Below are 17,295 nucleotides of genomic sequence, written 5' to 3'. Positions count from 1 at the left end.
AATATTATTTTAGTTTTTTAATCATTATAATGGTAATTTTTCTACTAATTTTAACTCTTCTATTATTTTTTTAGAAATAGTTTTGTTTAATTTAGCTCTTTTTTTAAAATCTGCTTGCGTAAATAATTTTTCTTTTCTTTCTTCAACTAAATGTTTAGCCGCTTTTTCACCCAAACCATCTATCGTGATAAAAGGCATAATTAAAGAATCATTATTATACATTACAAATTCATAAGCTTCGGATTTATTTAAATCAATTGGTAAAAATTTAAAACCTCTTCGAAGCATTTCTGAAGCAATATTTAAAGTATTAATTAAACTTTGTTCTTTAGTTGTGTTTTTTTGTTTTATATTTTTACCTAATAAAGTGTTAATTTTTTCATCAATTTCATTCTGATTTTTTAACATTAAATCATAATCAAATTGATCTAATCTTGTAGATAAAACACCACTGTAAAATAAAAGAGGGTGATGAACTTTAAACCATGCAATTCTAACAGCCATTAAAACATAAGCAGAAGCATGTGCTTTTGGGAAAAGATATTTAATTTTTCCTAAAGATTCAAAATACCAATCATGAATATCTGTTTCTTTTTTAATTGATTCGATCATTTCTTCCCATTCACCAGGTTTAGAATGTTGTTTTCCTTTACGAACTAATTCCATAATTTCAAAAGATTTTAAAGGGTCAACATTTTTACGAATCAAATATAACATAATATCATCACGACAACCGATAATATCATTAAAGGAAATGTTTAAATCTGATTTTTTTAAATAATCAAAATCGCCTCTTTTTTCTAAAATATCTTGAGAATTTTGCAACCAAACATCAGTTCCATGAGAAAGACCTGACACTTTAACTAAAATACCAAAATTAATTTTTTGATTTTTTTCACAAATATCTTTTAACATTTTTTGTACAAATGTAGTACCAAATTCTGGAATAGCAATAGTTGCTATTTTTTGACCTTTGTCAATATATTCATTAGAAAATAATTTATAAACATTAGGATCATCAACTGGAATATTTTGATAAGATGTAAAACTAAATTTATCCTGATTTTTTTCAACATAATCCATAAAAAATTTAATCAAAATAGGATCATCATGTCCTAAAATATCCATCTTAAATAAGTTATTTTCAAAAGAATGGTAATCAAAATGAGTAGTTTTCCAATTAGATTCTATATCATTAGCAGGAAATTGAATTGGAGTAACTTCATAAACAGAAATATTAGGTGGAACAACAACAATACCACCAGGATGTTGCCCTGTAGAACGTTTTACTCCTTCGATTATATTTGATATTCTAGAAATTTCACAATTTCTAATTTTATCTTCTAATTCTTTTTCTTTGATAAAACCTTTAACATAACCAAAAGCAGTTTGTTTAGCTACTGTTTGAATCGTTCCAGCTCTAAAAACACAATCATGTCCTAACAATTCTCTCATATATTCATGAGCTTTAGGTTGATAATCGCCCGCAAAATTTAAATCTATATCAGGAGTTTTATTACCTTCAAAACCTAAAAAAGTTTCGAAAGGAATATCTTGACCATCTTTTGAAAATTTAACAGAACAAAAAGGACAATTTATATCAGGTAAATCATAACCAGATAAAATATCTGTTATCTGTGAATAATCATTCAAATCCGAACCTTGATTTTGAATATATTCTTTATATTCGTGACTTTCTTTTTGTTCTGGAGTCATTTGAGGGAAAACGGTATATTGACATTGAGGGCAAAAATAATGTGGTTTTAAAGGATTAACTTCAGTTATACCCAAAATAGTAGCTATCAACGAAGACCCAATTGAACCACGAGAACCCACTGGATAACCTTTTCCTATTGATTCTTTAGTTAATAAATAAGCTAAAAAATATATAGGAGCAATATTTTGATTAATATTTTTATCTTTACCATCACCGATAATACTTTTTAATTCTTTTTCCATCCTTTGTTGAATAAAAGGATGTAATTTTTTTCCATATAATTTTTGTAATTTATTCTCGATTAAATTTTGCATCTCGATTTTAATACTTGGAATATTTAAATTTTTAGCAAAATTATCATCTTTTAAGGAAAAAAGTTTTTTAGGAAAAATTCTAATTTTCTCAATTTGATCATTTAAAAGATGAGTATTATTAATTACTAAATCTTCTTTTAATTTTTGATCTTCGATGAAATCAAAAGCGTCTAACATTTCTTGAGTAGTTAAAAAATAATTGTCGGGTAAATATTTAGTCGGATATTTTGATAAATTATGTAATCCGCCACCAACTAATTTAGCATTAATATAAATTTCTCTATAAATTTTATCATAAGGATTTAAATAATGAACATCTCCCGTAGCAATCACAATTTTATTTTGTTTTTGAGCTTCATTAATAATTTTTAAAATTGTTTCTTGAATAACAATTTTTCCTTTTTCTGTATTATCGCCGACCAAATTATAAATAATATGTTTATAACTATCTATCGGCTGAACTTCTATATAATCATAAAAAGAAATAACTTCACTTAACTCTTTATCATTTTTATTTAAAGCTGTTTGAAAAACATTACCTTCAGCACAACCACTTCCTACTAATAAACCTTCTCTATATTTTTCTAAATTAGACTTTAACAATCTAGGTTTTCTATAAAAATCTTTAGTTAAAGAATGACTTACTAAATGAAATAAATTTTTATAACCTATTTGATTTTTAGCTAAAATATTAATATGATAAGATATTTCAAATTTTCCATCAATACGGCCTCTTAAATCATAAAAATAAAAAATTTCTTGTTCTTCTAATCTTTTAAACATTTCTATTAAAACAAGGGCTGTTATAGTAGAGTCGTATAAAGCTCTGTGATGACTACCTTCTAATTCTGTTTTAATTTTAAAACATTTAGCCACTCTCTTTAAAGAAAAATATTTTAAATTTTTTTCAAAATATCTTTGACTTACTCTTAAAGTATCTATACAAGGTTGTTCAATAAAAGGAATTTTTAAATTTTTAGCTTTTTCCTTAATAAAACCTATATCAAAAGCCAAATTATGAGCAACTAAAACATAACCTTGAATAAATTCTAAAAATTTAGGTAAAATTTCTTCAATAGTAGGTTTATTTTCTAAATCTTCATCTTGAATTTTTGTAAGTTCTATAATATTTTTATTTAATTTCACCTTTGGATTAACTAATTCATTAAAAATCTTATCTGTTATTTGGCCGTTCTCTATTTTAACAGCTGCTATTTCAATAATTCGATCTCTACATTCTGAAAAACCAGTAGTTTCTATATCAAAAACAACATAATTATGTTTTTTTAAAACAAAATCTTCAAATTTAGGATGCTCTTCTTGATTAGTAATAAAAATAGGTTTTTCTTCGATAAAATCTGTTTCAACTCCTAAAATAGGTTTGATAGGTTTTTTGCGAGTACAATTATCGATTTCAGGATAAGCGTAAAGACCATGATGATCTGTAAAAGCGATCGCTTCATGACCCCATCTTATAGCCGTATCAATATAATCTTTAGCGCTATTTGTAGCATCTAAATTAGACATTTTGGTATGTAAATGAAATTCAATTCTTTTTTTTCCTGGATAATCATCTATTCTTTCCAAAAAGAAAGGTGTAGAATTGACAATTCGATATTCATTTTCGATTTTAAAATTAAAATCTTCTTTATATTTTGCATTATAAATTTTATTTAAAGAAGAAAAAATTTCAACTAAAACTCCTTCTTGAAAACATTTTTCCATTTTTTGATATTCTTTAGAATTAGGTTCCGCAAAGATTCTATACAATATAGAATCTTTTTTTGTTTTCGGATCGACTAAATAAAAAGAAAATAAAATTTGTTTATTTTTAGTTTCTTTTTTAATAACTTGCTGTATATAACCTTTGATCCAAAACTTTTTTGGTTGCAAATCTTTAACTTGTTCATATGATTTAGGAATATCATCAAATGTTAAAAAAAATTTATCATTATTTTTTTCTTCAGGTACATCTAGAAATTTAATTTCTTTAATATTTAAACTCAAATCAGAACCATATCTTTCTTTTAATAATTGATCTAATCCTTGAATTAGAGATTTTAATTCTTCTTCATTACATTTTGAAGAATATTGATTAAATGTAATTTTTATATGACATATTTTTTTTTCAAAATCAATTTTTAAAATTTCAATATCGTAATTATAACCATTTCGAGAATTTAAAATAGAAAATAAACCTTTTTTAGATTGACTCTTAATTATTTTATTCAAAAGATATTGAAAAAGTTCTTTCCATAAAGATTCATCTTGAATATTATCAAGTTTCGTAAATAAAAAACGAATAACAATTTTGAAATTTTTAAAATATTTCATTAAGTCATTTGTTTTTTCATTAATAAATTGTTTAATGGATTGTTCAAAATCATTTAAACAAGAAATATTAGATAAATTTTTATCTCCTGAGAATTCTAAAACCCATTTTATTTTTTTTACAGAAACAATTGTTTGAACAAATTCATAATTAGTTTGTTTTTCTTTATTAAAATCATCTATAAATTTTATAAATTTATCGGATATAAGATTTGAAGACATTTATTTTTACTCTTAGAAATTAATTTTTAAAATTGAAAAAAATAATAATTTTATTTAAATTTATAAAAGTATAAATATAAATAAAAATTAAATGTAATTATGTTTTATAAAATCAAAAATTTAACTTAATTTTAATTTTTTTTAATTGAAAAATATCGATTAACATTTTTTTATAAATATAATGATTTTGAAAATTCCAATTATATTAAATTAATAATTTTTATTGATGCATTTTAATAAATTAAATTTTGAAAAAATAACTATATTTTTTATTATATCATAAAAAAATGATGATACAATTTAACCTTAAGATAACAAATAAAAATAAATTTTGAAGTTCTAAAATATTTATAACTAGTTTAAGAACAGAATATATTCAAATAAAAACTTGAAATTAATCTTTTAAATTTTTATTATTTAAATTTTTTATTTTTTCATAAAATTTTTCATAAAATATTATTTAAAAAACATATAAGTTGTTTTTTTTTTATTTAAATTAAAATTTAATTGTAAGAAATAATAAAAATTAAATTTATTATTATTTATTTTTATAATTTAAAAAACTTTTTTAAATTATATTAAATTAAGAAAGGGATTGGCTAACCATAAATGTCAGAAATTTTAAATAAAAAAACAATAAATTTAAAAAATTTATTATTTTTATCTATTTTAATGATTTTAAGCGTTTCGTTTATACGATTTATACCAGTACAGGCGCACAGCGCAAAATTAACTGGAAATAGCAGTAGAAAAAGAAAATTTATCGGATAAAATAAGCAGTTTCAGCTTTAGAGTATACATTACAGCTGAAGGCACAAAAGTTACTAAAAACGAAATTATAGCTACAATTAGAACAAAATAACATTTATAAAAATTTAAAAATAGATGCGGAACCAAATGCAAGCGAAGCGATTACATCTACTGATTATACAGGCGAAGTAAGAGTTACATTTACTAAAGCAAACCCAGCTGCAGTTCACCTGCTGCTCCAATGTTTACCTGCTGCTCCAAGTGATGCATTGCTAATCAAGAAACACATGCTAAATAAGTAACACCTGCTGCTCCAGTAACACCTGCTGCTCCAGTAACACCTGCTGCTCAATTTACCTGCTGCTCAGTGACAAACCTGCTGCTCCAGTGACACCTGCTGCCAGAAACATGTGCTCAAGTAACACATGCTGCCACAGTAGCATCTAAGCTGTCAGTTACACCTACTGATCAACAAGTAACAGCTGATCATGCTTCAAGTAGGTGCAATAAACCAACAGTAACACAGTGATCTAAAAAAACAATCCAGTAACACCTGCTGCTAAATGGTAAATGCTGCTCCAGTATTCAGATCCTGCAGCAGTACAGTTAACGCAAACAAAATCTGCTGCTCAAAAGATTACAAATGATAAGTGACAGCTACTGCAGTAAACACTGCTAAAGCAAGTAACTGAAAACAACAATAGGTGACAGTGAATAAAACACAAGCTAAGCTCAAGTTACACTACTGCTGCACAAGTAACAGTAGTTTGATAAAAAAACTCCTAGTAACAACTGATGCAGTGATTAAAACGCTCAGTAAGACCAAGTTCTGAAGAGTAAATCTCATAGAGAAAAAATAAATTTAGATACATATAATAAAACAATGTAAAACTAATGAATATAGACTAATGTATGGCGCCAACAGTAACTACTAGCAACAACCTGTTGCTGAGTAAGAATTTAAAGGTGAGCTAAGAAATGCAAAAATCCAGGATAAATGAAACTGCAGTAAACACCTGCTCAGCTAAAAGTACATCTGCTTATATGACAGATAACTACTTGTCTGAGTAACACACTGCTAGCAACACGTAAGCACACTGCTGCCAAGCAACACACAAGCAACACCAGCTGCACCAGCAACACCTGCAAGTACAACACCAACAAACACACAAAATAAACCATTTTATAAAACAATATGGTTCTGGGTAACATTCACAATTTTAACAATTGCATCTATATCAGGTGGAATTTTTATTTACAAAAAAACAAACATCTAAATAAAAAGGCTTTTAAGTCTTTTTATTTTTTAAATTTTAATTTTTAAAAACATATTATAAATGATAAAATTTATCATTAAAAAAATTAAAAAACAACAAAAATTTAAACCAAATTGTTTATAAAAAATAAACAGTTTGGTTTTTCTTTTATCTAAAAAATCAAATTAAATAAAAAATATTATCACAAAAATAAATTTTAAATCTTAATTTTAAATTAATTAATATAATACAAAATAATAAAAAATAAAAATTTTTTATTTTTTATTATATTAATTGTTTTTTATCAAAACAAAAATATTAAAAATGATAAAATATTTATATGTTTGTATTTTAGTTTTAAATGAAAGTATATTAAAATTAAAATTTAAATTTTAAATATATTTAAGGAACAATAATAATTAAATTATATGAAAACTAAAAATTTTTAAATCATATCGATCAATTAGCCGAAGAACACGAATTAACTAGACAACAAATTTTAGAAGCTTTTGAAAAAAGTCTTATTTCTGGTTGTAAAAAATTATCAAATTAAAAGTTGTCATTTAGATTTTGATAACAAATATGAAGAATTTTTTATACAAAGAATATTTAGTTACAGAAGAAGAAATAAATACAACTAAAGAAGAAAATATTAATATTAAAAAATAACTTGTATTAACTTAGAAGAAGCTAAAAAATAAAAGAAAATCCTCAAATAGGAGAAATAATTAGGATCGAAGTTGATCCTAAAAATTTTAATTTTTACGCTAGTCAAGATTTCAAAAACAAACTTAATGAAGAAATCATTAAATTTAAAAAGAAAATATTTATATTTTTTTAAAAATACGAAAATAAATTAATTGACGCTAAAGTAACTTCTATCAAAAAATTTTTGTATTTTAGAATTAGAAAAAGAAGTTCAAACTGTATTATTAAATAAAGATAAACTAAATAATGATGAATTTGAAATAGATGAAATAATTAAAGTTTATGTTACCGAAGTTCAAAAACTACTAAAATGCCGAAAATTTTAGTAAGTCGTATTTGTGTAGAATTTATTGCCGAAACTTTTAAAGAATTTATTCCTGAAATTCAAGAAGGCATTATAGAAATTGTTGCAATGGCTCGTTTTCCTTCATTAAGAACTAAAATAGGTTTATTATCTCATGATACTACAATTGATGCTATAGGTTCTTGTATCGGAGATAAAAGTGTTAGAATCAGAAATATTATTAACAGTTTAAAAGGTGAAAAAATAGATTTATTTTTATGGAGCGAAGATCCAGAAGAACTTATTGTTAATGCTTTAAAACCTGCTCAAATTAATCAAATCAGTATTATTGATTTTGAAAAAAAAATAGCCACTGCTTTAGTAAATGAGGATCAAATTTCATTAGCTATCGGAAAATCAGGAACTAATGTACAATTAGCTAATATAGTTACTAAATGGAATATTTCTGTTAAAACTATCTAATTTTTAAATATTTTTGAAAAAACATTTTTTATTTTAATTTTATTAACAAATAATAATCCTTTTAAAAATTGGATAAAATTGTAAGATTAAAAAAAGAAATAATAAAGAGAGATGATTAAAAAATCATGAATGAAAAAAAAAAGGATAACGACAATATTTCTAAAGAAAAAATTAAAGTCAAAAGTTATTTATTTAATCCTAAACATACTATTAAAGATTTAGCTAATATTTTAGAAATTTCTAATATTGCTTTAATTAAAAAATTTATAGAAGCAGGGATTAAAACAAATATTAATCAATTTGTAACTAAAGAAATTGCTAAAATGTTAAATACGATTTTAGATATCGAAGTTATTTTCGAATCCCCATCTAAAGAATCTTTAAATAAAGATATTAAAAAAGAAACAACAGACTCTAATTTAACTAAAAGAGTTCCTATTGTAACTATTATGGGGCACGTTGATCATGGAAAAACTACTTTATTAGATGTAATTAGACAAACTCGTTTAGTAGATAAAGAGTTTGGAGGAATTACACAACATATCGGAGCTTATGAAATTGTTTATGATAATCAAAAAATAACTTTCATAGATAGTCCAGGTCATGAAGCTTTTTCTCAAATGCGTTCTCGAGGAGCGAAAGTAACTGATATTTGTCTTTTAGTAATTGCTGCCGATGACGGAGTAAAACCTCAAACAATTGAATCTGTGAAACATGCTCAAGAAGCTCAAGTAGAAATTATTGTTGTTATTAATAAAATAGATAAAACTAATAATAAAAAAGAAAGTATTATGAGTGATTTATCTAATTTAGGTTTAACTCCTGAAGAATGGGGTGGTACAACTGCATATATAGGTATTTCAGCTTTAAAAAAAGAAGGAATAGATGAATTACTAAAACTTATTTTATTAATTAGCGAAATGAAAAATATTCAAACTGATTTAACTAAAATAGTTAAGGGAGTTGTTTTAGAAGCTAGTTTAAATAAAAATAAAGGTCCTTCGGCTACTTTAATCACTTCTCAAGGGATTTTAAAAATAGGTGATGTCATAATAGTAGGTGATAATACTTATGGTAAAATTCGTTCTATCGAAGATGATTTAAAAAATAGTTTAAAAGAAATTTACCCTTCGCAACCCGTGTTAATAACAGGTTTAGATTCTGTACCTAAAGCAGGTGATTTATTCATGGCTGTTTCTGATATAAAAACAGCGAAACAAATTATCGAAAACAAAAAAAGTTCTTTAAAAGAACAAAATCAAAATAATTCCCAATCTAATAATCATATTTATAATAATGTTTTAATATCGAATGAAGACAAAGAAAATAAACGTTTAAACATTATTTTAAAAGCAGATACTCAAGGTAGTTTAGAAGTTATTGTCGAATCTTTAGAAAAATTAAATATTCAAGAAATTAAAGTAAATATTATTAAAGCTACTGTCGGAATGGTAACTTTAAATGATATTGTATTGGCACAAACCTTTAATTCTTGTTTAATTAACTTTAATACAGCTATTAACAATAATTTAGAAAAGAATGCTAAAAATCTGAAAGTAGATATGAAAAACTATAATATTCTTTATAAAATGATTGAAGATATAGAAAATAAATTAAAAAATCTATTAGATCCTGTTTTAGAAGAAAAAGCTACTGGCCAAGCCGAGATTAAAAAAATATTTAGTATCAGTTCGATAGGAAACATCGCAGGTTGTTATGTTATTAAAGGAACAATTTTTAATAATTCCATAGCGAAAGTAATTAGAAATAATAAAGTTATTTTTAAAGGAAAAATTGTTTCTTTAAAACATTTGAAGAAAAATATTAATAGTGCTAATCAAGGACATGAATGCGGTATTTTGTTGGATAATTTTAATAATTTTCAAATTGATGATATAATAGAATCATTAAAAATAGAGAAAGTGATAGTTTAATAATGAACAATATTACAAACAAAAGAAGAGCTAATTTAATTTATGAATTATTAGTAGATATAGTTAATGATATTATTAAGGATGACCAAATAGGTTATATTACTGTAACAGGTGCAGATTTATCAAATGATTCATCTTTTTGTAACATTTTTTACACTATTTTAAACGATACTCCAGAAATTTTAAGTTTAGCATCTAAAACTTTAGAAGAAAATAAAAGAGAAATTCGTTTAAGATTAGCTGGAAAAATTCAACATATGAAAAAAATTCCTAATTTAATATTTAAATATGATGAATCTTTAACTTATGGAAAAAAAATAGATAAAATTTTAGATAATATTATAAAATAAAAAATAAATCAAAAAAAGATAAATGTAAATTTATCTTTTTTTATTATTCAAATAAATTATTAAAAAATATAAAAAAGGCTCAAAAAAATATATGTTGTATGCAGAAGTAATAGTCGATAATAAAATTCCTAATTTAAGCCAATGTTTTGATTATTTAATTCCTGAATATTTAGAAAAAATAGTTCAAAGAGGAATGAGAGTCATCATTCCTTTTGGAAATAAGAATACTGAACGTTTAGGATATATTTTAAAATTAAAAGAAAAAACTCTTGTCGAACCTAAATATATTAAATCTATTACAGAAATTTTAGATGAAACTCCTTTTTTAAACGAAGAGCTTTTTTTATTAGCAGAAGAAATATTAAAAATTCCTTTCATCAATTCTGCTTTAGTATATAACACTATCATGCCAAGAAGTTTTTTGAGTACTTATGCCAGAAAAATTACCATTATTCAAGAAAAAGAATTGAATAAAGAAATTAAAGAATATTTAATTAAAAAAAAAGGGATATTAGCTTTAAAAGATATCACTTTGCCTACAGAGGAATTATTCAAACTTCAAAAAAAGAAAATTATCAAAACTAAAATTATCATTTCTAAAAAAGATTCTCGTCCTTCAATAGAACCCGAAATTATAAAAAATCAAAATAAAATTAGTATTAATTTGAAAAATACTTTTTGTTTAAATGAACAACAAGATTCAATTTGGAAACAAATTTCTTGGGGTAATTATAACAATTATTTATTATATTATGATTGTTATGAAAATAAAATAGCCATATATTTAAAATTAATCGAAAAAACTTTACAACAAAATAAACAAGTTTTAATTTTAGTTCCAGAAATACTTTTAATTTCTTTTTTAAAAGAACAAATTCAAAAATATTTTCCAGAAATTTTATTGATTGTTTTAACATATGAATCTAATTATAAAGAACATTATCAAAAAATCCAAGATATTCAAGAACAAAAAATTTTGATCGTAATAGGAACAAGGCCAATTATTTTCCTTCCTTTACAACAAATAGGGGTTATTATTTTTGATGAAGAAAATGATGAGTCTTTAATTGAAAAAGATAAAAGTCCTAATTATGATTCTAAAGAATTAGCTTATATTCGTGCTCAATATCATAAAATACCTTTAATCTTTTTTACAACAATGCCTTCAATAGAAAGTTATTGGCGCCTGAAACAAAAAAAAATTATTTTTTTAAATTTAACTAAAAAAAATAAACAAACGATGCAATTAATTGATATGAAAGAAGAATTGAAAAAAGGAAATTTATCTCCTTTATCTTCTGTTTTATTAGAGCATTTGCAAAAAAATATAAAAGAAAAGAAAAAAACTATTTTATTTATTAATGTTTTAGGATTCTCTCCTTTTGTTTTATGTCGTTTTTGCAGTTATATTCCTAAATGTCCAAAATGTAATAAAAATTTAATTTTTTTTCATAATCAATCTATTTTAAAATGTAATTCTTGTCACTATACTGAAAAATTTTCTTCTCGATGCCCATCTTGTCATAATAAATCATTAAAACATGTTAGTTTAGGAATTGAATATATTTCCTTATTTTTAAAAAAACAATTACCCGCTATTAATTTCGTAAGTATAGATTCTAATGATATCAAAAAAATAACTCAATATCAAGAAATTTTGGAAGAATTAAAAGATAATAAAATTGATCTTTTGTTAGGAACAGAGATGATAGCTAAAAACTTAAAATTACCTGATATCGAAACTATAGGTATTTTAATGTCAGATGTTCTTTTAAATATCCCGAACTTTAAAGCAACCGAAAAAACTTTTCAATTATTAATAAAACTATCTAATTATTTATCTGAAAAAGGAAAGATGATTATCCAAGGTTATAATACGAACCATTCAGTTCTTCAAAAAGCTCAATATTATGATGTTTTTCCTTTTTTGGAACAAACTTTAAAAGATAGAAAATTAGCTAATATTCCACCTTTTTGTTTTTATAGTAAAATATTAATTTCACATCCCAAAATGTTTAAAGTTTTAAATATCGCGAAAAAAATCAAAAAAATTTTAGAAAATAATTTAATTTATAAAATTATAGTTTTAGGGCCTACTTATCCTTGTGTTTTTTACAAAAATAAAAATTACAGAATTTTATTAACTTTAAAATATTACAATTGGCCTTTGAATTTAAATTTTATTATTGAACAAAATTTAAATGAAGATGCTTTTATTTTATTTGATCGATTTGCTAGTATTATTTAATTTATATTTTTAATTTACTTTGTGGTATCTAAAATTTTCAATTTATAGAGATTAACTTTAAAAAGTTAATCTCTATTTTTTTATTTAATTAGAATTTTGAAATTTGAAACAAAAATTTGTTTGTTAATATAATTATTAAATTTTATATAATAAAAATATATATATTTAAAAATATATCATATTTTGTTTTTATTTATTCAATTAAAATAATTTATTATGCTTTTTAATAAATAGAATAATCATAAATGTTATTTATTATTTTAAACAATTATTAAACAAAATTTTTGTTTAATAATTTTTATTTTATAATAGTTTCTTAAGTATAAATAGAATAGTTTTTTTGTTTTAAAATTAATCTTTCTTTTTTATCAATTATTTTAAATTTATTTTAATATAAACAAATTAAATTTATTTTTTACGAAAAGAAATTAATTGAAAGGTTTAAATATTTATTTAATGACAAAAAATAATTCTTCTACCAATAAAAATATATTTGAACCGAAACAATTAAAAAAAGAACGGCCTATTTGGATAAATTTAATTATTTTAGCTTTTCCTATTGCTATATATTTATTATTTCAACATTTAAGTTCTGCAATAGATTTTTATATCATTAAAACAAATCCACGATCAAATGAAAATATAGAAGGTGCTATAACTTATTTAAAACAAATTAAACAAGTGCTTAACAGTATCGCTATAGCTTTAGGTGGGGCCGGAGTTGTTTTAGTATCAAGAGAATATAAGCAAAAAAATGATCAAAAAGCGAAACAATATGCTAATTTATCTTTTGTAATTGCGGTTTTAAGTTCTTTAATTATTTTTTTTATTTTTTATTTTGGCAATTTATTACCTTCTCCTTTAGGAAATATTTTTTTAAACAAAGCATTCCATCCTGATGGAGGAAAAGAATATTATAATATTTCTTTATTAACTTTTGTCTTTATTACAATCAATGCTATGTTTATGGGTTTAGAAAGATCTAAAAATAAAAATAGTTTTGTTTTATTTTTAAATGTTTTTAATATTATTTGTAGAATTTCAATATCCTTCGTTTTTAAATATACTAAAGGTTTAGATATTACAATTGTTCATTTGGCTTTGGCAGATTTATTTTCTAATTTAATGATTTCTATTTTAGCTTTTTATTTTATGTTTCATCCTAAAAATGATTTTCAAATTCAATTTCATAAATTAATTTTTTCAAAAGATATTATCAAAAATACATTAAAATTGTCAGGAATATTAGTTATTGGTAAAACAACTTATGTAATTGGAAAAAAATTCATTAATGATATGATTATTAAATTTTATGGTGAAGGTGATGGTAGCGAGATATTAAAAATAACAGGCTTTGTTACAATTATAAACGGTATTTTTTATTGTATTTCTCAATCTTTTGAAGATTCCGAATCAGTAATGGTTTCTCAAAACGCATCATTAAATAAAAATAAAAAAACTTTAAAAATTTTTAAAAATGTTTTTATTATCACTTTAATAACCGGTATCGCAGGCATTTTTTTCAATCAATTTTTCGGACAAAAATTACTTCCGTTTTTAACAAATAAAGAAATCGATAACGCAAAATTAAAAAATTTTAAAGAAATTTTATTTTACGAACAAATGTCTTTGTTCACTTCTGTTTGGGCTTCCATGATCATGATTTATATAATGTCTTATAAAAAAAATGCTAATATTGTTTTATTGTTAAATATTTTAAGAATTATAACAAGAATGTGCTTATTATACATCTTTCATGATTATACTAAAATAAATATTTATACTCAATTTGGTTTAAGCACAAGTTTGAGTAATATAATCGTCTTAATAACTACTATCGCTTTATTTATGTCTTTTATCAAAAAACAACAAATAATAGAATTACAAACAAATAAATAATAAAAAATTCAGGAGTTATAAAAAATGAATTTAAAATTAAACATCCAAGGGATCAAAACTTTTTTAGATTGGGAAAAAGAAAGTTCGCGAACACAATCAAAAGTAACTAAAATACATAATATATTACATAAAGATTATGAATTACAAAAAAAATATTTAGGTTGGTTGGATTTACCTTTACAAAAAAATATCGTTTCTGATATCAAAAAAATTCAAAAATTAAAAAAATTAAATGAAGATTTAGATGTTTTAGTAGTGATAGGTATAGGGGGTTCTTATTTGGGAGCTAAAGCAGGAATAGAATTTATTCAAGCTCCTTTTAATAAAAATAAACCTCAAATTATTTTCGCAGGACATCATGTCTCAGGTAATTATTTAACTAATTTAATTAATTATTTAAAAGATAAAAAATGGGCAATTAATATGATTTCTAAATCAGGAACTACTTTAGAACCTGCTTTAACCTTTAGAATTTTAAAAAAAGAAATCGAAAATAAATACGGCAAAGAAAAAGCTCAAAAATTAATTTTTGTGACCACTGATGCTGATAAATGTATTTTATTAGATATCGCCCAAAAAGAAGGTTATGAAACATTTTTTATTCCAAATTCTATTGGTGGTCGTTTTAGTGTTTTAACCATTGTCGGTATTTTACCTTTTATTTTTGCTAATTTAGATGTAGAAGCTATTTTACAAGGTGCTAAACAAGCTTATAAAGATACTTTAACTGATAACTTAGATACAAATTTAGCTTATCAATATGCTGTAGCTAGATATTTAATGTATACTAAATTAAATAAAAAAACAGAATTATTTGTTAGTTATGAACCTCATTTATTAGCTTTTGCCGAATGGTGGAAACAATTATTTGCGGAATCAGAAGGCAAAAATGAAAAAGGACTTTTTGTAGGTTCAGTCAATAACTCCACAGATTTACATTCTTTAGGACAATTTATTCAAGAAGGTTCTCGTATAATGTTCGAAACAATTCTAAATGTTACTAATATGAAAGATGATTGTTTCGTACCAATGATTGATCAAGAATTAGATAAATTAAATTTTTTAGCTAACAAATCTTTTTCTGAAATAAATCAAAAAATATTACAAGCTACAAAACAAGCCCATATAGAAGGAGGCGTTCCTAATATAGAAATCACAATTCCTCAATTAGATGAATATAACTTAGGTTACCTCATTTACTTTTTTCAAAAAGCTTGTGCTATGTCTGGCTATTTAATAGAAATTAATCCTTTTGATCAACCAGGAGTAGAAATTTACAAAAAAAAAATGTCTTCTCTTTTAAATAAATAATTTTTTATTTAAAAAAATAATATTTCTTTTTATATTAAACAAATTACATTCTTTAAAATTTTTAAAATTTAAATTTTTAATAGAAAATAATTTAATTTATAAATTATTTTCGAAAATGAAATATATTTTAAAATTAGAACAGTTTTGTTAAATAAAGAAAGGTAATATTATTTACAAAAAATAATATTAAATAAAAAAATATGATAAATAAAAAAAATTACAAAAAAATAAATTTAAATATTTTAATTTTATTTTTTATGTTTATAATTTTATTATCTAATCATTTAATATTTTTTTTAATTAATGCATATAATGAAAAAGAAATTAAAAGTCTTGAAACATTTATACCAATTTCTAAAAGAATTATTTTTCTTCAAACAAAAGATAAAAATAATAAAGAAAAAATTTTAGAAGAAATTCGAAAAATAAATCCTTTATTAAAAGATTTACCCAAAGAATATGTAAATGTAAAACCAAATAATGAAATTCAAATTATAATTCCTGAAAATTCGTCAACAATGGCAAAAATATATGGCCAAGTAATTTTAAATATTAAAGAAATTCAAAATATAGAGGTAATTATACCTGAAAACAAAAGAACCATTAAACTTACTGCAACTGATAAAAATAATAAAGAAAAAATTTTAGAAGAAATTCGAAAAATAAATCCTTTATTAAAAGATTTAAATATTGATGATTTAACTATAACAAATAATCAAATAAGTATTATTATTTCTGACCAAAGAAAAGAAATATTAAAAATGACTGGTGTAATAAACATAAAAATTTTAGAAAAAGAAATTTCTGAGACTTCATCTGTAAATAATCAATTAGAAAATAATCCGCAAGTTTCTAATAATAAATCAAATGTTTTTTTATGGATTATTATAACTTTATTTATTTTAATGTTATTAGGTGGATTGTATTTATTTTTTTATAAAAAATATAGAAATAAATTTATTAAAAAATAATTTTAATAATTAGTGCTCTTTTTATTTTTCTTGCTTGGGATTATAAAAAGACTTAAAATTACCTAAAAATACACCTTATAACAATATAATAACTCAAATATTTTTAAATTTTCAAGAATTTGTGCTAAATTTTACGGTCTTAACAACATAAATCAAACCAAAACTAAAAAATCCTAATAGTTTATATAAAGAACTTGTCTATGATGAAAGTTCTTTTTTTAAAATTTATAAACAAGGAAAAATGTAACAATCTTATTGTAGATCGAAAGATAATTTGGATTTTTCGGATTGGGAATACCGATTATATTGTTATGATGAAAATGAAAATTTAATTACATTAATAGAAAATACACTCAAACCTCAAAAGACAATATTATTTTTTCATACGATCATACTAAAAAAACGTTCTTATCAACTAGAAAATAACGAATTACAAACTAAGGTTATTTAAGTATTATAGAAATAAAGTAATTACGATACTAAGATTTAGTTTACGAAAACACAATAAAAAAGACTCT

General features: G+C 22.8%; 10 protein-coding genes. 9 read left to right on the top strand and 1 reads right to left on the bottom strand.

Annotation, left to right across the window (positions count from 1 at the left end):
- Positions 1 to 24 precede the first annotated feature (24 nt).
- A complete protein-coding gene (locus KTO59_RS00050) occupies positions 25 to 4,584 on the bottom strand; it encodes an exonuclease domain-containing protein (RefSeq protein WP_284928100.1) in 4,560 nt (1,519 codons plus the stop codon).
- Positions 4,585 to 7,044: 2,460 nt separating this feature from the next.
- On the opposite strand from KTO59_RS00050, the gene KTO59_RS00045 reads away from it, so the two are divergent.
- The 9 genes from KTO59_RS00045 (at position 7,045) to KTO59_RS00005 (ending at position 17,228) form a co-directional block, all read left to right on the top strand.
- Positions 7,045 to 7,143 (top strand): hypothetical protein, encoded by a 99-nt coding sequence (locus KTO59_RS00045; RefSeq protein ID WP_284928117.1) that lies wholly within the window; start codon positions 7,045 to 7,047, stop codon positions 7,141 to 7,143.
- A gap of 465 nt (positions 7,144 to 7,608) precedes the next feature.
- Positions 7,609 to 8,064 (top strand): hypothetical protein, encoded by a 456-nt coding sequence (locus tag KTO59_RS00040; protein WP_284928099.1) that lies wholly within the window; start codon positions 7,609 to 7,611, stop codon positions 8,062 to 8,064.
- Positions 8,065 to 8,189: 125 nt separating this feature from the next.
- Complete coding sequence (infB, locus tag KTO59_RS00035) at positions 8,190 to 9,998, top strand: translation initiation factor IF-2 (RefSeq protein WP_225696269.1); 1,809 nt, start codon at positions 8,190 to 8,192, stop codon at positions 9,996 to 9,998.
- A 2-nt stretch (positions 9,999 to 10,000) separates the two neighbouring features.
- A complete protein-coding gene (gene rbfA / locus KTO59_RS00030; protein ID WP_225696268.1) occupies positions 10,001 to 10,348 on the top strand; it encodes a 30S ribosome-binding factor RbfA in 348 nt (115 codons plus the stop codon).
- A 91-nt stretch (positions 10,349 to 10,439) separates the two neighbouring features.
- Complete coding sequence (gene priA / locus KTO59_RS00025; protein WP_284928098.1) at positions 10,440 to 12,596, top strand: replication restart helicase PriA; 2,157 nt, start codon at positions 10,440 to 10,442, stop codon at positions 12,594 to 12,596.
- Between the two features lie 432 nt (positions 12,597 to 13,028).
- The gene (locus KTO59_RS00020) at positions 13,029 to 14,495 is read left to right on the top strand and encodes an MATE family efflux transporter (RefSeq protein ID WP_284928097.1); all 1,467 of its coding nucleotides are present in this window, start codon (positions 13,029 to 13,031) and stop codon (positions 14,493 to 14,495) included.
- Between the two features lie 24 nt (positions 14,496 to 14,519).
- On the top strand, positions 14,520 to 15,806 hold the full coding sequence (locus tag KTO59_RS00015; protein WP_284928096.1) for a glucose-6-phosphate isomerase: 1,287 nt from the start codon (positions 14,520 to 14,522) through the stop codon (positions 15,804 to 15,806).
- Between the two features lie 200 nt (positions 15,807 to 16,006).
- The gene (locus tag KTO59_RS00010) at positions 16,007 to 16,777 is read left to right on the top strand and encodes a hypothetical protein (protein ID WP_284928095.1); all 771 of its coding nucleotides are present in this window, start codon (positions 16,007 to 16,009) and stop codon (positions 16,775 to 16,777) included.
- A gap of 274 nt (positions 16,778 to 17,051) precedes the next feature.
- Positions 17,052 to 17,228 (top strand): hypothetical protein, encoded by a 177-nt coding sequence (locus KTO59_RS00005; RefSeq protein ID WP_284928094.1) that lies wholly within the window; start codon positions 17,052 to 17,054, stop codon positions 17,226 to 17,228.
- Positions 17,229 to 17,295 lie beyond the last annotated feature (67 nt).

Origin of the sequence: Candidatus Phytoplasma sp. AldY-WA1 (assembly GCF_020312115.2) — a bacterium.
GTDB lineage: Bacteria > Bacillota_I > Bacilli_A > Acholeplasmatales > Acholeplasmataceae > Phytoplasma > Phytoplasma vitis.
This window is presented reverse-complemented; position numbering and strand designations above follow the sequence as displayed.